This window comes from Streptomyces sp. NPDC054783 (assembly GCF_053611725.1).
The window spans coordinates 46,887-63,852 of record NZ_JBSHAY010000025.1; the positions used below are offsets into that span (position 1 = coordinate 46,887).

The 16,966-nt window shown below is 70.6% G+C and carries 14 protein-coding genes; 4 read left to right on the plus strand and 10 right to left on the minus strand.

The window, feature by feature from the left end; translation table 11 throughout:
• The first annotated feature begins 171 nt into the window (after nt 1-171).
• Entirely contained in the window at nt 172-915 is a 744-nt protein-coding gene (locus tag ACWGJ5_RS33330) for a hypothetical protein (RefSeq protein WP_453313351.1), read from the plus strand.
• Between the two features lie 418 nt (nt 916-1,333).
• Nucleotides 1,334-1,948 carry a TetR/AcrR family transcriptional regulator gene (locus ACWGJ5_RS33335; RefSeq protein ID WP_453313352.1) on the plus strand — a complete coding sequence of 205 codons (615 nt, stop codon included), beginning with the start codon at nt 1,334-1,336 and terminating at the stop codon, nt 1,946-1,948.
• 550 nt (nt 1,949-2,498) lie between these two features.
• On the opposite strand, the gene ACWGJ5_RS33340 is transcribed toward ACWGJ5_RS33335, so the two are convergent.
• Both ACWGJ5_RS33340 and ACWGJ5_RS33345 read right to left on the minus strand, forming a co-directional pair.
• Nucleotides 2,499-3,284: an SGNH/GDSL hydrolase family protein gene (locus tag ACWGJ5_RS33340; protein ID WP_453313426.1), complete on the minus strand. Its 786-nt coding sequence runs from the start codon at nt 3,282-3,284 to the stop codon at nt 2,499-2,501.
• A gap of 407 nt (nt 3,285-3,691) precedes the next feature.
• Nucleotides 3,692-5,764 carry an alpha-galactosidase gene (locus tag ACWGJ5_RS33345; RefSeq protein ID WP_453313427.1) on the minus strand — a complete coding sequence of 691 codons (2,073 nt, stop codon included), beginning with the start codon at nt 5,762-5,764 and terminating at the stop codon, nt 3,692-3,694.
• 173 nt (nt 5,765-5,937) lie between these two features.
• Here ACWGJ5_RS33345 and ACWGJ5_RS33350 point away from each other — a divergent pair, with 173 nt between their 5' ends.
• A complete protein-coding gene (locus ACWGJ5_RS33350) occupies nt 5,938-6,735 on the plus strand; it encodes a tyrosine-protein phosphatase (RefSeq protein WP_453313353.1) in 798 nt (265 codons plus the stop codon).
• Nucleotides 6,736-7,517: 782 nt separating this feature from the next.
• On the opposite strand, the gene ACWGJ5_RS33355 is transcribed toward ACWGJ5_RS33350, so the two are convergent.
• Nucleotides 7,518-7,640, minus strand: a complete 123-nt coding sequence (locus ACWGJ5_RS33355; RefSeq protein WP_453313354.1) for a DUF6126 family protein — start codon at nt 7,638-7,640, stop codon at nt 7,518-7,520.
• Nucleotides 7,637-8,260 carry a helix-turn-helix domain-containing protein gene (locus ACWGJ5_RS33360; RefSeq protein ID WP_453313355.1) on the minus strand — a complete coding sequence of 208 codons (624 nt, stop codon included), beginning with the start codon at nt 8,258-8,260 and terminating at the stop codon, nt 7,637-7,639. Before ACWGJ5_RS33360 ends, ACWGJ5_RS33355 begins: the two co-directional genes overlap by 4 nt.
• A 128-nt stretch (nt 8,261-8,388) precedes the next feature.
• Here ACWGJ5_RS33360 and ACWGJ5_RS33365 point away from each other — a divergent pair, with 128 nt between their 5' ends.
• The gene (locus ACWGJ5_RS33365) at nt 8,389-8,688 is read left to right on the plus strand and encodes a hypothetical protein (RefSeq protein ID WP_453313356.1); all 300 of its coding nucleotides are present in this window, start codon (nt 8,389-8,391) and stop codon (nt 8,686-8,688) included.
• Between the two features lie 58 nt (nt 8,689-8,746).
• On the opposite strand, the gene ACWGJ5_RS33370 is transcribed toward ACWGJ5_RS33365, so the two are convergent.
• The 6 genes from ACWGJ5_RS33370 to shc are packed head-to-tail and all read right to left on the minus strand — an operon-like array spanning nt 8,747 to nt 16,901.
• Entirely contained in the window at nt 8,747-10,132 is a 1,386-nt protein-coding gene (locus ACWGJ5_RS33370) for an aspartate aminotransferase family protein (protein ID WP_453313357.1), read from the minus strand.
• Nucleotides 10,129-12,027 carry a 1-deoxy-D-xylulose-5-phosphate synthase gene (gene dxs, locus ACWGJ5_RS33375; RefSeq protein WP_453313358.1) on the minus strand — a complete coding sequence of 633 codons (1,899 nt, stop codon included), beginning with the start codon at nt 12,025-12,027 and terminating at the stop codon, nt 10,129-10,131. The genes ACWGJ5_RS33370 and dxs overlap by 4 nt, the downstream gene beginning before the upstream one ends.
• A 39-nt stretch (nt 12,028-12,066) precedes the next feature.
• Nucleotides 12,067-13,194, minus strand: a complete 1,128-nt coding sequence (gene ispG / locus ACWGJ5_RS33380) for a flavodoxin-dependent (E)-4-hydroxy-3-methylbut-2-enyl-diphosphate synthase (protein WP_453313359.1) — start codon at nt 13,192-13,194, stop codon at nt 12,067-12,069.
• Nucleotides 13,195-13,198: 4 nt separating this feature from the next.
• Entirely contained in the window at nt 13,199-14,224 is a 1,026-nt protein-coding gene (hpnH, locus tag ACWGJ5_RS33385; protein ID WP_228619257.1) for an adenosyl-hopene transferase HpnH, read from the minus strand.
• A gap of 5 nt (nt 14,225-14,229) precedes the next feature.
• Entirely contained in the window at nt 14,230-14,871 is a 642-nt protein-coding gene (locus ACWGJ5_RS33390) for a phosphorylase family protein (RefSeq protein ID WP_453313360.1), read from the minus strand.
• A 2-nt stretch (nt 14,872-14,873) separates the two neighbouring features.
• Complete coding sequence (shc, locus tag ACWGJ5_RS33395; RefSeq protein ID WP_453313361.1) at nt 14,874-16,901, minus strand: squalene--hopene cyclase; 2,028 nt, start codon at nt 16,899-16,901, stop codon at nt 14,874-14,876.
• Nucleotides 16,902-16,966: the final 65 nt, after the last annotated feature.

A 16,966-nucleotide genomic window follows, 5' to 3' on the forward strand; every position in this document is an offset into this window, starting at 1 on the left:
GGACTCACTGTCTGAACGAGCAATCAGTAGTTCGCCACAGCGGCCCCGGCCACACAGGGGTGCCAACAGGTCGTCGGCGCATGTCCGGGCGGCTGTGTGGACACCTCACGAAGCCAAGCCGTCAAGCTGCCCCTGGCGAACTGCTGGGGTGGTCGAACAGTGTCGATCTCCGTGAGCGAGAATCGCGGCATGGCGATGGCTCGGCACTGGTACTCCTCGGCTCCCGTGGTGGACGGTCTTCCGCTTCTCGGTGAGCCCGGGTTCTGGCCGGCGCACCTGGCAGATCTGTGCGAGGGCTTCTCCCCGGAGGATTTCGGAGCGGACGCCGCCGACGCGGGCGCCATGCTGGAGTGCTTGCACGACAGGTCGGCCTGGCCGATGTTCACCGTCCCCCTGTCCGGTGGGTTCGCGATCGTCGTGCACTACAACAGCGGCGAGGAGTTCACGAGCACGGACTACTTCCTCACCCACCCCGAGTGGCCCCACTCCCTGGTCCTCGCCAGCGACGACCAGGACCGCATCGGTCCGGGACTGTGCTGGCCCGAACTCGCGGCCCTGCTGGACGCGCCGGAGGAAGCAGTCGGCGTCACGGATGCGGACGACCGGTTGCTTCTCCTGCTGCCGCTGCTGGGTGATGCCGATGTGCCCCCGGAGGCCGTGGACAGAGTCGTCGGCGCGTTGGTCGCCCAGGGGGCGCCCGAAAACTGTGAGCCGCTGGCTCGGCGCCTGCTCGATGGGCACCCGATGTGGGGGGCTGCCACCTGGTCGTTCGACGCCGACGAACAGAGCTGGATCTGCGAGGGCGAGCACAGCCCGCGGAACGTCCCGCCGGGCGATCACCTGACCGCAGAACACCGGGCCGCCCTGGAGGCATGCCCCACGCCGGCCGAGCTTCGGACGTCCGGTGTTGGCTAACTAGCAGTTCGTGGCGCCAGCTCACCCCACGGGCCTCGGTCTCCTCGGGAGCTCGAACGGCTCGGGCGTATCAAGAGGTCACCATGCAGGGGGCTCGCACCACCAGCACCAGCGAGTGACCGCCTCCTCGGTGTTGACGCTCGCAGACGCCTGACGTCACCGCTCTGTCACAAGGCATGAGTGCCTGGACCGGCACAGGTATCCGTCCGGCGCCCGCGGGCGCCGACACCTCAGCGCGTAATGGCTGAGGAAGCCGTGCCGCGCCCCAGCCACCACCACAAACGCCAGAGCCACGCACCGATCTACACATGGGCCTCCCACGGCCCGGGTGACCGATGGCGTCGCAGCCCTGACTCGAACACTCCGATGGAACGGGGTCCCCTCGGCGCTGCTTTTAGCAACGGATTAGGGTGACCGCGTGGCTAGAGTGCGGTTGAGCGTGGCCGAGCGGCGGGAGGAGCTGCTGCGGGCTGCCATCGAGCAGATCGAGGCGCGGGGCGTGGCGGCGGTCAGGATCGCCGACGTGGCCGCGTCGCTCGGGGTGAGCAACGCGCTGGTGCTGTACCACTTCTCGACGAAGGAGAAGCTGGTCGCCGCCGCGTTCGCCTACGCCGCCGAGGACGACCTCGCGCATCTGCGCAAGCTGCTGGGCCGGCGGACGTCCGCGCTGCGCCGGCTGCGGGCCGCGGTGCGCTGGTACGCGCCCACCGGGCAGGCCAAGGGCTGGCGGCTGTGGATCGAGGGCTGGGCCGTGGCCCTGCGCGAGCCGGCCCTGCGGGAGGTCACCCGGGACCTCGACAAGCAGTGGAAGGCCGCGATCGCCGACGTCATCGCCGAGGGCATGGCGGCGGGCGAGTTCGCCTGCGCCGACCCGATCGGCGCCGCGCTGCGGCTGACCGCGCTGCTGGACGGGCTCGCCGTCCAGCTGACGTCGTACCCGGGAGCGGTGCCGCGGACGCGCGCGCAGGAATGGGTCGACGACGCGCTCGCACGCGAACTGGGCCTGGACCGAACGGCACTGACCGAGCGCTAGGGTCTGTCGTCACATTCCCGTCGTCGCCCGAAGCGCGGCCCCGCCGCGTCTGGTGCGTGCTCTGGGGCCCCCGGCCGAAGGCTGGGGGGAGTGCCGGGCGGAAGTCCTCGTACTGGACGTACTCGGGCTTTCGTCCGGTGCGGCGAGTGGGGGTGCCCCCTCTGGGGGAGCGCGCCAGGCGTCGCGGGGCAGACGGGAATGTGACGACAGGAGCCAGGCCCACCAGGTGGACGCGCGGGTGCTCGTGTTGCCGTACGGGGCCACGGGTGCGGGGGCCGGCCGACGACGCCGGTGGCGCTGATGCCGGCCGGGTGCCTGCAGCGGGGCCGGGCCGCGGGCCTCCGGACACCGGATCCCGCCCCGCCTCGCACCACGGTTCGGCATCCGCCCAGGCCCGCGCGATGGAGTGCGTTCCGACAGGACGACGCCCCGCACCAGCAACGCACCGCCGCAGCAGGCCCGGCAGGTGCCGCACCACAAGCTTCGCGCCCGGGCCCCACCCCACAAGTGCCGGTCAGCCAATCCCGCTTCACAGGCGCGTCGGTGCGGGTCAGGCCACCGAGGAGATGCGCATCTTGATGTCGTCGGGCGACAGGGTGCCCTTCGCCGTCACATGGTCGCCGGAGGACTCGCCGCGCAGTCGGCGGCCGATCCACGGGACGAGGTACTCGCGGGCCCAGTGGACGTCGTCGCGGCGGATCTCCAGGGTGCCCCGGGGCGGCTGCGGCGGCCACGGCTGCTCCGGGTCGGCCGGGATCTCCAGGCCGAGGGCCTGACCGGCGCGCAACGCCACGCGCGTGTGCCCCTCGGGCGAGAGGTGGAGGCGGTCGCTGTCCCAGGCCCTGCGGTCCTGCACGGACTTCAGGGACCACAGGTCGAGCACGGGGCATCCGTACCGGTCGGCGATGGCGCGGACGTGCCCGTTGTATGTGGCGATCTTGCCGCGCAGATGCTTGAGCACGAGGACGCCACGGGTGTCGAAGCCGGTTGTCACCATGACCGTGCCGGCTGCCTCGGCCAGCCGGGCCACGGCCCGTTCGAAGCGCTCGGCCACCTCGTCCGGGTCGGTGCCGGGCCGGATGATGTCGTTGCCGCCCGCACAGAAGGAGACCAGGTCCGGGGCCAGTTCGACGGCCTTCGGGAGCTGGTCCTGCACGATCTGGTCGAGCAGCTTCCCGCGGACCGCGAGATTGGTGTACCTGAAGTCGCCCTCGGGCCGCCGGTCGGCGAGCAGTACCGCGAACCGGTCGGCCCAGCCCACGAACGCCCCGTCGGGCCCCGGGTCGCCGACGCCTTCGGTGAAGCTGTCCCCCACCGCCACGTACGACCCGATCACTGATCTGTTGTCATTCTTCGAATCGTCTGCCACGTCGGACCATGATTCACCTTCACATGTGACCTACGCGACCGTAAGGAGGGGTTGACGAACGGTGAGATGTGACACTCTTAAATAATTTGCCAACCAGGAATAGGGCTGGTCCCGCGCGGGTTGAGTGTGTGACTCGGCCGACCGGGACGCCGTGCCCGCGGAGGCAGGCGACCGGATCGACGCCCGAGCCGTAGTCGTGTCCGGGCCGTAGCCGGGTCCGAGCCGTGGCCGTGTCCGAGACGTGGCCGCCGTTCGGCCTGATGACGACCTGGTTGCCGTAGGCGCCGCCCAGCCGGCGGAGACGACCGTGCCCCGCGCCACGACCCCCTATTCCGCAGCGAGTTGGAATGAAGACATCAATTCGGGCAGAAGCATCAGATGCGGCGCAGCCGGAGAATCGTCGCATCCAGGTCGCCCTTGAGTCCGGTGCGCAGCCCGTGGTGCAGCAGGACGGCACCCCGGTGCACCTCACCCGTTTCGCGGCACGCGTACGACGCCGTCGGGTCGAGTCCGCGCAGGCGCAGCGCCGGCACGGGCTCGCCGTAGCTCTGCGCCTGCAGCCAGGCGAGGACCACCGTCTCCTCCCCCAGGACGTACTGGACGGCGCTCAGGCCGCCGGACGGGGGCCGCAGCCGGTACAGCTCGCCGTGCTGGACGACCGGGCGGATCTGTTTGTAGAGCTCGACCCACTGCCGCGCCTCGGCCAGCTCCTGGTCGGTCCACTCGGTGAGGTCGCCGCCGACCCCGAGGACGCCCGCCATGGCGCTGACGAACCGGAACCGCAGGGAGCTGACACGGCCGTTGAGCTGGGTGTTCGGGCTGTCGGTGACCCAGGCGGCCATGACCCGGGCGGGGTGGATCTGGCTGAAGCCGTGCTGGATGGCGAGCCGGTCGAGTGGGTCGGTGTTGTCGGAGGTCCACACCTGGTCGGTGCGGCTCATGACACCGAGGTCGATCCGGCCGCCACCGCCCGAGCAGGACTCGAAGGCGACCTGCGGGTGGGCCGCGCGCAGCCGGTCCAGCAGGGCGTAGAAGGCGCGGACGTGGTCCACCCACAGGCGCTGCGGATAGGGCTCGCCGGGCCAGCCGGCGTCGGTGAAGCAGCGGTTGAAGTCCCACTTCACATAGTCGATCGGCGCGCTGGAGAGGAGGGTGTCCAGCTGCTCCCAGAGGTACGCCTGGACGTCCTCGCGGGCGAGGTTGAGGACGAGCTGGTTGCGCAGTTCCGTCCGCTTGCGCCCCGTCTGGTACTGCACCCAGTCGGGGTGGGCGCGGTACAGGTCGCTGTCCGGGTTGACCATCTCCGGCTCGACCCAGATGCCGAACTGCATGCCGAGGCCGTGCACCTGGTCGGCGAGGGGCTTCAGGCCGTGCGGGAAGCGGTCGGGGTTGGGCGTCCAGTCGCCGAGTCCCGCGCGGTCGCTCGTACGGGCGCCGAACCAGCCGTCGTCCACGACGAACAGCTCCACGCCGATCCCGGCGGCCCGGCGGGCCAGCGCGAGCTGCTGCTCCCCGGAGATGTCGAAGTTCGTCGCCTCCCAGGAGTTGAAGAGCACCGGCCGGTCCCGTTCGGCGTCCGGGATGACGTACGCGCGCTGGTAGGCGTGCCAGGTGCGGCTCGCGCCGCCGAAGCCGCCGTCGCTCCAGAGTCCGGCGAAGGCGGGCGTGGTGTACGACTCCCCCGGCTCGAGGAGCAGCAGCCCCGAGTCGTCGTAGCCGGCGCCGCCGGTGATCTGCACGCGCGTGTCCGGGAGTTGGGCGACCGCGATGCGCCAGGAGCCGGACCAGCCGAGCGCACAGCCGTAGACCTCGCCGTGCTCCTCGGTGGCGTCGATGTCGAGCGCGACCCAGGGCAGGTGCTGGTGGCCGGTGTGGCCGCGGCGGCTGCCGATGACCTTCTCGCCGTAGGTGAGCGGGGCGGTGGTGAGCAGGGACTCGGCGGCCCAACGGCCGTGCAGCTGGGACAGCCGCCAGCCGTCGCGGTCGGGCAGGGTCCAGGTGGCCGCGTCGGCGCGCAGGAGCTCCACGCGCGCGCGTGTGTCGTTCGCCACGGTGACCCAGCGTTCGAGGACATCGCCGCGCATCCGGTAGTGCAGGGTGACGGCGAGGCCGTCGTCGTCGAAGCGCAGCCGCAGCTCGTCGCCCTCCGTCTCGCACGACACGAAACGCCACTCGGTGCCACGGCGCTCGTCGGTGCGCACGGACAGGGCGGGGCGGACGAAGCGGGGGCCGCCCTCGACGGGGTACTCCTCGCGGCCGTCGAGCGGGGACTCGAAGGGCCAGTAGCCGGGCAGCGGGTCCTTGGCCAGGGCCTCCGCGTCCGGCAGGGCGATGCGTGGCCCCCAGTGCAGGTGGATCAGCTCCTGCGCTTCGGTGAGATGCAGGGCATAGCTACTGGTGGGCCCCGAGAGGAGCCAGGTACGACCGTCTTCGGCGATGTCCACCACGTAAGACCTCACAGGTGCCAACAGATCCGCTCAAGTGCCAACATCATCAGGCGCCGGAGCCCCTGGTGACAATGCCTGTGGACAACTCCTTGCCCGAGGAAACCGATGTCGTATGGTCGACGGAGCGCCCGCCGACGAGCCGCGACGGTGGGGCCCGACCGGGAGGAGCCCCCGTGACGCAGCAGGTCCCGTCGATCGAGCCGGAGCTGGCCGGCGTGCGCAATTTCCGTGACGTGGGTGGGCTGCCGACCACGGACGGACGGCGGGTGCGGCACGGGGTGCTGTTCCGCAGCGGGCATCTGGCGCACGCGACCGACGACGACGCCGCCTTCCTCACCTCCCTGAGCCTGCACACGGTCTTCGACTTCCGCAATGCGGCCGACCAGAAGCTGGAGGGCCCGGACGTCGAACTGCCCGGCGTGCGGAACGTGAACCTGCCGCTGAGCGACCCGGCGGACGGCGCCGAGTTCTGGAAGATGGTCCGCGACGGCGACCTCGACCAGCTGCGCGGCATCCTGGCCGACGGCAAGGGGGCGGCCCGGATGATCGCCTCGTACCGGTCGATCGTCAGGGAGCGCACCGCCGAGCACTCCCGGGTGCTGCACGCCCTCGCCGAGGACAGCGTGCCCGCCCTGATGCATTGCGCGGCGGGCAAGGACCGCGCTGGCATCTCCGTAGCCGTGACGCTCCTCGCGCTCGGCGTGGAGCGCGAGGCGATCCTCGCCGACTACCTGGAGTCCAACGCCAAGCACCGGCGTTACAAGGTCCGCCGCAGCGGCAGCGCGGACACCGCGTACACCCCGGAGATCATGGAGCTGCTCAGCCCGCTCTTCGACGCCCGCGCCGAGTACCTCCAGGCGGCGTTCGAGACCATCGAGGATGCCTGGGGCGGGGTGGACACCTACCTGGAGCGGGGCCTCGGCCTCACCCCGGCGTCCCGCGACGTGCTGCGCGAGCGTCTGCTGGACTGACCGACCCGCGCGGCCCGACGTCTTCGTGTGGGACCACTGGGACCAGCAGACGGTGGGCCGGCCGGGACCTGCGGGACCACCTCGGCCGGTCCCTGGCCGGGTAGCCGGGCGGTCAGGGCGCCCAGAGCAGGCGGAGTGCCTCGAGGTCGGTGTCGTGCAGCGAAGCTCGATGAGGGGTGCTGGGCCAGACAGCTTGGTGGCCCACAGGTCGTAGTCGGTGCACAGAACCCAGGATCGGTCCTCGGCCCACAGGTTGGACGGGCTGAAATGGACCTCGGGGTTGTCGTGGAGCGACTCCGCGTCGCCGAGCCGGCCGGCCCGCACGTCTGGGTTCTCCATGTCGATGTCCCGGAACATCAGCGAGTTGCAGTAGGCCAGGCAGCGTGTGTCCGGGCCCGCCGGGCTGTGCTCGCCGAGGACCGCGATCAGCCGGTTCCAGGTCTCCCGGCCCAGGCTGCCCTCGGTGGGCGGGGTGATCGAAAGCGGCCGGCCGTCCCGTGTGCGGGCCGAAGGGAAGCAGCGGCAGGAGGGCAGGAGCCCCTCGGGGACCGGGGAATCGCCGGTCCGCGTGGCGAGGTCCGCCCAGCGCAGCCGCCGCCATCCGGGCCCGACGACGCTCCGTGCGACGGTGCCGTCCGCGGCGGTGACTTGCACCCGGTGATGCCGTCACCCGCCAACCCGCGCAGCCTGTCGACCCTCCGGGGCGAGGTGAGCGGCCAGTGAGCGGTCAGCAGGGCGGACCTGTCGTGCATCCGCACATGATTCCACGCGGCCCCGCCGGGTCAGTTCTTCGCCCCCAAAGCGAACAGCAGGAAGAGGAACGCGGCCAGGACATGGCCGACAGCGATGTAGATGATCAGACGGATCCACAGCGCACGGGGGAACTTCGTCTCTAGGTTGCTCATGGCAGCTCTCCGGTCAGCGGGCCCAGGCACAGGGTGGCCGTGGGGCTCTGCAGCAGGGTGTGGACGAACAGCAACTCGACGCCGTCGTGGTCCTCGGCGGCGAGGTGGTGCGGGGTGAGCGAGTCGAAGTGCGCGCTGTCGCCGGGCGCGAGCAGGTGCGCGGTGTCACCGAGGCGCAGCCGCAGCCGGCCCCGGACGACGTAGAGCCACTCCTCGCCGGGGTGGACGCGCACGATGTCGCCCTGCGAGCCGTACGGCACGCGCACGCGCAGGGCCTGCATGGCGCGGCCCGGCGCCCCGGCCTGGAGGTACGTCCAGCCGCCCGCCCGGGTCGGCTCCATGTCCCCGGCCCGTGTGATCGCATCGCGGTCGACGACCGTCTCGCCGAGCAGTTCGGAGACGGTCGTACCGTAGATACGGGCGAGGGACAGCAGCATCGGCAGCGAGGGCTGCCGCTGGCCGGTCTCCAGGCGGGACAGATGCGCCGGTGAGAGCCCCGCGGCGCGGGCCGCGGCCTCCAGGGTGAGGCCGGCGCTCCGGCGCAGTGCCCGCAATTGCGGTGCGACGGCCGACAGGTCGTCGCCCGGGCCCGCCGGTGGCCCGGCGTCTGAGGCGTTCATGCCTCCATTCAGCCCCAGGCTTGCCCCAACGGCAATTTTTTTGCCTCACAGACAAACCGCGCCGGCCCCTCGACGCCTTGCTACGATCGAGGCGGAATTTTGAACACGTTCAAAACCTGGGGGATCGCATGTCCGGAAGCACCACGCCCGAGCCGGTCGACTCACCCGCGGGCGCCCTGGGCTGCACCGCCCTGTTCCTGGGACTCGCGGCCGCGGCGGACCTGTGGCCGACGCTCACGTTCGGCCTGTTCCCCGTGTCGGTCATCGCCGGCGGGCTCGCCGTTGTCCTCGGCCTCGCGGGCGTCCACTACGCGCGCCGCGGCATCGGCCGGATGTGGATCGCCGTCACGGGAACCGTCCTGGGCGCAATCGGTTTCGCCTGGCCCGTCGCCCTGTTCCTGACGTTGTTCGCGCCGGTCGTCCCCTGAAACGCCGACGTCCCGCACCAGGCCGTGCCGGTGCGGGACGCAGGCGGAGACAGCGGGCTCAGCGGCCCGCCACCGCCTGCTTGATCAGGGTCTTGCCGAAGTCCCACATCAGGCCGCCACCGCTGTGCGCGTCGTCCATCACCGCCGCGAACGCGTCCGCGAACCGCTCGACGTCAGCCTCGTCGATGATCAGTGGCGGGATCAGCTTGATCACCTCCAGGTGGTCGCCGGAGACCTGGGTGAGGATCCGGTGCCGCTGCAGCAGCGGTACGACGACCATCTGGGCGAACAGGCCCTTGCGGGCGGCCTGGAGCATGGTCCAGCGGCTGCGCAGCTTCAGCGAGGAGGGCCGGCCGAACTCGATGCCGATCATCAGGCCCCGGCCGCGGACGTCGGCGAGCAGCTCGTACTTGCCGACCATCGCAGTCAGCCGGGACTTCAGCAGCTCGCCCGTCTTGCGCACGCCCGCGACGATCTGTTCGTTCTCCATGACCGACAGCACGGCGAGCCCGCAGGCCATCGCCTGGGCGCCCGAGCCGAAGCTCGCCGAGTGGACGAGCACCCGGTCCATGGACGAGTAGACCTTCTTGAAGATCCAGTCCCGGCCGAGGGTGGCGCCGACCGGGACGTATCCGCCCGACAGGGCCTTGGCCACGCACACCAGGTCGGGTTCGACGCCGTCCTCGTGCTGGTAGGCGTAGAAGTCGCCGGTGCGGCCGAGGCCGGTCTGCACCTCGTCGGCGATGAGCAGCGCCTTGTGCTTGTGCAGCAGCTCCTGGGCGGCGCGCAGATAGCCGGGCGGGGCCTCGTGCACCCCCTTGCCCTGGATCGGCTCCACGATCAGGGCGGCCACGTCGCCCTTCTTCAGCTCCCGTGCCAGCGCGTCCAGGTCGCCGAGTGGTACGGCAGTGTCGGGCAGCAGTGGGGCGAAGCCGTCGCGGAAGCCGCTCTCGCCGTTGACCGACAGGGAGCCGGTGGTCAGTCCGTGGAAGGCGTGGTCGCAGTAGAGGACGCGGGGCCTGCCGGTGGCGTACCGGGCGAACTTCAGGGCCGTCTCGACGGCCTCCGTGCCGCTGTTTCCGAAGAACACCCGGTCCAGGTGCGGGCTGTGGGCGAGGAGCCGTTCGGCGAGCAGACCGGGCAGCGGCTGGCAGTCGAACCGGGTCAGGTCGGCGAGGTCCAGGTCGAGCACGTCGTGCAGCGCCTTGCGGACGACCGGGTGGTGGCGGCCGAGGCCCATCACCCCGAACCCGGCGAGCATGTCCAGGTAGTCGTTGCCTTCGGCGTCGAAGAAGTGGGCGCCCTCCGCCCGCTCGTAGACCTTGTCGAAGCCGATGGTGTGCAGCATGCGCGGGAGCTGCGGGTTGAGGTACTTCGTGTGCAGCTCGTAGCGTTCGGCTCCGCGCTCGGCGAGCAGGGCGCCGAGGTCGAACTCCGTGCTCATGCACTCTCCTTGGCTGTGCCGCCCGCGTCCTGGACGGCCAGGCTCCCACTGATCCGCCCGGCGATCTCGACGGGCGTGAGACCGATGTCGGCCAGCACCTCACCGCGCTTGGCGTGCGCGAGGAACTGCTCCGGGATGCCGAAGCGCCGCACCGGCACGTCCACGTCGGCGTCGCCGAGGGCGAGGGCCACGGCCGAACCGACGCCCGCCGATCGGCTGTTGTCCTCCACCACGGCCACCAGCCGGTGTTCGGCGGCGAGGCCCGGCAGCAACGGGTCGACGGGCTTGACCCAACGGGGGTCCAGCACCGTGCAGTTGATGCCGCGTGCCTGGAGCAGGTCGGCGGCCTGCAGGCACACCGGGGCCATCACGCCGACGGCCACCAGCAGCACCTCGGGACGTTCGGCGCGGTGCAGGACGTCCATGCCGCCGACCCGGTCGACCGCCGGGATGTCCGGGCCGACCGATTCCTTCGGGAAGCGGACCAGGGTGGGCGCGTCGTCCACGGCGACGGCTTCGCGCAGCTGGGCGCGCAGCCGGCCCGCGTCGCGCGGCGCGGCGATCCTCAGGCCGGGGACGACCTGGAGGACCGACATGTCCCACATCCCGTTGTGGGATGCCCCGTCGACGCCGGTCACGCCGGCCCGGTCCAGGACGAAGGTGACCCCGCAGCGGTGCAGCGCGACGTCCATCAGCAGCTGGTCGAAGGCGCGGTTGAGGAAGGTGGCGTAGACGGCGACGACCGGGTGCAGCCCGCCGGTGGCGAGGCCGGCCGCGGAGACGGCCGCGTGCTGCTCGGCGATGCCCACGTCCCACACGCGGTCGGGGAAGCGCTCGGCGAACCGGCCGAGGCCGACCGGGTGCAGCATGGCCGCGGTGATGGCGACGACGTCGTCCCGTTCCTCGCCGATCTTCACGATCTCGTCGCCGAACACCGAGGTCCAGGAAGGGCCGTTGGACGGTGCGAGGGGCTCGCAGGTCAGCGGGTCCATGACGCCGACGGTGTGGAAGTGGTCCTCCTCGTGGTTGAGGGCGGGCTCGTAGCCGCGGCCCTTCTCGGTGAGGCAGTGGACCAGGACCGGGCCGTGGAAGCGTTTCGCCCGGCGCAGCGCCGACTCGACGGCCTTGACGTCGTGCCCGTCGATCGGGCCGACGTACTTCAGGCCCAGGTCCTCGAACATGCCCTGCGGGGCGAAGGCGTCCTTGAAGCCCTTCTTCGCGCCGTGCAGGGACTCGTAGATCGTGTTCCCCACGACCGGGGTGCGCAGCAGTACGTCCTTGCCCCAGGCGAGGGCCTTCTCGTAGCTGTCGGTGGTGCGCAGGGTGGCCAGGTGGTTGGCAAGGCCGCCGATGGTCGGGGCGTAGGAGCGCTCGTTGTCGTTGACGACGATGATCAGCGGGCGGTCCTTGGCGGCCGCGATGTTGTTCAGCGCCTCCCAGGCCATCCCGCCGGTCAGCGCCCCGTCGCCGATGACCGCGACCACGTGGCCCTTCTCCCCCTGTACCTGGTTGGCCTTGGCGAGGCCGTCGGCCCAGCCGAGCGCGGTGGAGGCGTGGCTGTTCTCGATGACGTCGTGCTCGGACTCCTCGCGCGAGGGGTAGCCGGACAGTCCGCCCTTGCCGCGCAGCTTGGAGAAGTCCTGACGTCCTGTCAGCAACTTGTGGACATAGGACTGGTGCCCGGTGTCCCACAGGATGCGGTCGACCGGCGACTCGAAGACCCGGTGGAGCGCGATGGACAGTTCCACCACCCCCAGATTGGGCCCGAGGTGACCGCCGGTCCTCGATACCGCTTGCACCAGGAACTCGCGTATCTCGTGGGACAGTTCACCGAGTTCCGCCTCGGACAGCGCCTTCAGGTCGCGTGGTGTCCGGATGGTCTCCAGAATGGTCACGCTGGGCCCCCTCTCGGTCCGTGCCGTGCTGTGCTCAACTCATTCGTCTGCGGGGCTCGTCCGTTCTGCGAGCTTCATGGCCTCCTCGATGAGGGTCTCGACGATCTTCGACTCGGGTACGGTCTTGATGACCTCGCCCTTGACGAAGATCTGCCCCTTTCCGTTGCCCGAGGCAACTCCGAGGTCGGCCTCACGGGCTTCGCCCGGACCGTTCACCACGCACCCCATCACCGCGACCCTGAGCGGCACTTCCATGCCGTCCAGGCCCGCCGTGACCTCCTCCGCGAGCTTGTAGACATCCACCTGGGCCCGCCCGCAGGACGGACAGGAGACGATCTCCAGGCGCCGCTGTCGCAGGCCGAGCGACTCCAGGATCTGGATGCCGACCTTGACCTCCTCGGCGGGCGGGGCGCTCAACGACACGCGGATCGTGTCGCCGATCCCCCGGCTGAGCAGCGCCCCGAAGGCCACCGCCGACTTGATCGTGCCCTGGAACGCCGGGCCGGCCTCGGTGACCCCGAGGTGCAGCGGGTAGTCGCAGCTCTCGGCGAGCTGCCGGTAGGCCTCGACCATCACGACCGGGTCGTTGTGCTTGACGGAGATCTTGATGTCCCGGAAGTCGTGCTCCTCGAAGAGCGACGCCTCCCACAGCGCGGACTCGACCAGCGCCTGAGGGGTGGCCCTGCCGTACTTCTGCAGCAGCCGCCGGTCCAGGGAACCGGCGTTGACCCCGATCCGGACCGGCGTGCCGTGGTCCTTGGCGGCGCGCGCGATCTCCTTCACCTGGTCGTCGAACTTCTTGATGTTGCCCGGGTTCACCCGGACCGCCGCGCATCCGGCCTCGATGGCCGCGAAGACGTACTTCGGCTGGAAGTGGATGTCCGCGATCACCGGGATCTGCGACTTGCGCGCAATGGTCGCGAGGGCGTCCGCGTCGTCCTGGGTGGGGCAGGCGACGCGGACGATCTGGCAGCCGGACGCGGTGAGTTCCGCGATCTGCTGCAGGGTGGCGCCGATGTCCGACGTACGGGTCGTCGTCATCGACTGCACCGACACCGGGGCTCCGCCCCCGACCGCCACCGGCCCGACGTGGATCTGCCGCGACTGCCGCCGCGGCGCGACCGGCCGGGCCGGCACCTCGGGAACGCCCAAGGGGACGGCGGTCATCGCGTCAGCCCTGCTTTCCGCTCGTCATCGTCTCGCGCGCGGCCCGCAGGGACTCCTTCAGGGAGCCCATCGTGGCGAGTACGGCGGTCGGCTCGTAGCCGCAGTGCGCCATGCAGTTGGCGCAGCGCGGGTCCTTGCCGCGGCCGTACTTGTCCCAGTCGGTCTCCTCGACGAGTTCGCGGTACGTCGACACGTATCCGTCGCTCATCAGGTAGCAGGGACGCTGCCAGCCGAAGAGGGAGTAGCTCGGGATCGCCCAGGCCGTGCAGGGGAAGTCGACCTTGCCCTCAAGGAAGTCCAGGAAGAGCGGGCTCTGGTTGAGCCGCCACTTCTTGCGGTTGCCGCCCGCGAAGGCCTTCTTGAACAGTTCGCGGGTCTGCTGCACACCGAGGAAGTGCTCCTGGTCGGGGGCCTTTTCGTAGGCGTAGGCGGGCGAGAGCATCATCTCGTCCACCTTCAGGTCGTCGTTGAGGTAGTTCAGCACCTCGATGACGGTCTGCGGGGTGTCGGTGTTGAAGAAGGTGGAGTTGGTGGTCACCCGGAAGCCGCGCCGCTTGGCCTCCCTGATGGCCTCGACCGCCTCGTCGAAGGTGCCCTCCTTCGCCACCGAGGCGTCGTGCCGCTCGCGCAGCCCGTCGATGTGCACGGCCCACGCGAAGTACGGCGAGGGCTTGAACTTGTCCATCTTCTTGCGCATGAGAAGGGCGTTCGTGCACAGGAACACGAACTTCTTCCTGGCGACCAACTGCCGTACGATCTCGTCGATCTGAGGGTGCATCAGCGGCTCACCACCGGCGATGGACACCATCGGCGCACCGGATTCCAGCACCGCGCCCACGGCTTGGGCGACGGGCATGCGCTGTTTGAGGACGCCTGCCGGATGCTGGATCTTGCCGCAGCCCTCGCACTTGAGGTTGCACGCGAACAGCGGCTCCAGCTCGACCAGCAGGGCGAACTTGTCCCTCTTCCTGAGCTTCTGTTCGAACAGGTATGTAGCGACCTTGATTGTCTGGCGCAACGGCATGGCCATCTGGCTCACCTCCGGGGGAGCAGCAAAGAACGGTGCCATTCAAAAAATGCGGGAAGAACGGAACGAAGAACGCGGAAAGCCGATATTCCACCGCGTACCGTGCCGATCCGGACGAGTTCGTGTTCGGGAGCGTCCACGACCACCCTTACGGCCGCAACCGGGCGCTCACCGCCCCGGACGGCCGTGAGGAGCGTGGCCGCCGACTCCATGTCGACCGCGATCGCGCCGGTCGCGAGCAGGTCGGAGCGCTCATGGCCCCGGACGACATGGTCGGAGCCGGTGAGCGGGCCGGTGTGGACCGTGCGTCCGGGCAGGATGCGCACGAGTTCCTTGACGAGCAGTTCGGTGCCCACGCAGGCGACGGCGCCGCGCGGGTCCCGGGTCTCCTCGGCGACCACCAGGTCGCCCGGGTGCATGCCGGGGGCGAGCCCGGCGCAGAAGCCCGTGGCCAGTACGGCCGCGCCGGCCAGCGCCGGGACCGCGAGCTGCCGGGTGAGGGAGCGCTCCGCCGCACGGGGGCCCATGCCCGTACGGAGGAAACTGACCGGCCCGTCCGCCCCGCTCCTGTCCCCGCTGCGCAGGGCGAGGTTCTCGATGCCGAGCGCGCAGGCGATCAGCAGCGGGGCCGGGGCGGGCTGGGTGCTCAAAGTCAGCTCCCCTTCGCCTCGGGCAGCGGTTTCTTGGCGAGCAGGCCGCGCTCGAAGGGGTCGCCGTGCAGGTACCGGCCGAGCGCGGTGAGCGGGAAGACCTGCCGGTACAGGTGGTAGTTGATGGAGAAGTCCCAGGGGAAGCCGGTGCCGGTGAAGTACGGCTCGTCCCAGGTGCCGTCCTCCCGCTGGGTGTCCGCCAGCCACCGGATGCCGCGCTCGACGGCCTTGGAGTCCTTCTCCCCCGCCGCGAGCAGCGCCATGAGCGCCCACGCCGTCTGCGAGGCCGTGGAGGCGCCGCGCCCGCTCCACTCCTTGACGTACTTGTAGGAGCGAAGGTCCTCGCCCCAGCCGCCGTCGTCGTTCTGCACGCTGTCCAGCCAGCCCACCGCCCGCCGGATCGCCGGGTGCGAGCCGGGCAGGCCGGCCGCGGCCAGCGCCGGCACCACCGAGCCCGTGCCGTAGACGTAGTTGACGCCCCAGCGTCCGAACCACGAGCCGTCCGGCTCCTGTTCGGCTAGCAGCCAGTCGATGCCGCGCCGGGTGCGCGGGTCGTGGGCGAGCCCTTCTGCGGCGAGCATTTCCACGACGTGCGCGGTGACGTCGGCCGAAGGCGGGTCGATGACCTCGCCGAAGTCGCAGAACGGCAGCCGGTTCGGAAACGGGCTGGTGTTGTCGACGTCGAAGGCGCCCCAGGCGCCGTTCTTCGACTGCATCCCGAGGTTCCAGCGCACCGCGCGCCCGATCGCCCGGTCCACGCGTTCGGGGTCGTGATGCCGGACCCGGCGCAGCGCGAGGGAGACCTCGGCGGTGTCGTCGATGTCGGGGTAGTTGTCGTTGTGGAACTCGAATGCCCAGCCGCCCGGCGGCAGTTGGGGGCGTCGTACGGCCCAGTCGCCGGGCCGGACGATCTCCTCGCCGAGCATCCAGTCGGCCGCCTTGACCAGCTGTGGATGGTCGGCGGGCAGACCAGCGTCGGCGAGCGCGATGGTGGCGAGGCAGGTGTCCCACACCGGGGACTGGCAGGCCTCGATCATCCGGGCGCCGTCCTCGCGCCAGACGGCGAAACGATCCAGCGAGGCCAGTCCCTCGCGCATCACGGGATGCTCGAGGTCGTAGCCGAGCAGGTGCAGGGCGATGACCGAGTACACGGCCGGGGGCTGGATGCCGCCCCAGCAGCCGTCGTTCTCCTGCCGCTCGATGATCCACCGGGCCGCCGAGTTCATCGCGGCCCTGCGGAGTCTGCGCACGGCGACCTTGCGGTAGCCGCGGACAACCTTGTCGAGCCGCTGGAACAGGCCGTCCCAGCTCACCACCGGGGCGAGCGGCTGCGGCGGGTTGGGGTTCGCCGGGTCGGTGTGCAGCTCGTCCAGCGGGAACGGCGCCGGGCGCACCGGGCGCTTGGCGGACACGACGGTGAGCGGCACGATCGTCTGCCGCGCCCAGCAGCCGAAGTCGTAGATGTTGAGCGGAAACCAGGTGGGGAAGTAGATCAGCTCCGGCGGGAGTTCGGGCAGGTCCTCCCACTTCCACCAGCCGAACAGGGCGAGCCAGATCCGGGTGAAGACGCGGGAGGCGGCGATACCGCCGCGCTCACGGATCCAGGCGGAGGCCTTGGCCATGTGCGCCTCGTCGGGCGCGTCGCCGGCCAGGCGCAGGGCGACGTAGGCCTCGACGGTGGTGGACAGTTCGCCGGGTCCGCCGTAGAAGGTGGCCCAGGTGCCGTCCTCGCGCTGCTCGCCGCGGATGAACTTCGCGGCGGCCTGCGTGGTCCGCTCGTCACGGATGCGCAGGAACTGGCGGAGCAGCAGATCCTCGGCGTCCATGGTGACGTTCGTCTCGAGGTCGCCCTTCCACCAGCCCTCGGCGTCCTGGTGCGCGAGCAGGAAGTCGGTGGCGCGCCGGGCGGCGCCTGCGGCGGCTTCTTGTACCCCGGCCGCCTCGGGTGTGGTGATCGCGGTGGTGTCGCTGGCCGCGGCAGCGCGGGGCGGCACGGTCGCCCCGGTGCTTCCGTCGGTCGTCGCTGTCATGGCTTCCCCTTCGTGCAGTCGTGCGAGTCGTGCTGCTGTGGGTCCGCCGTCGGCCGGTGTCCTGA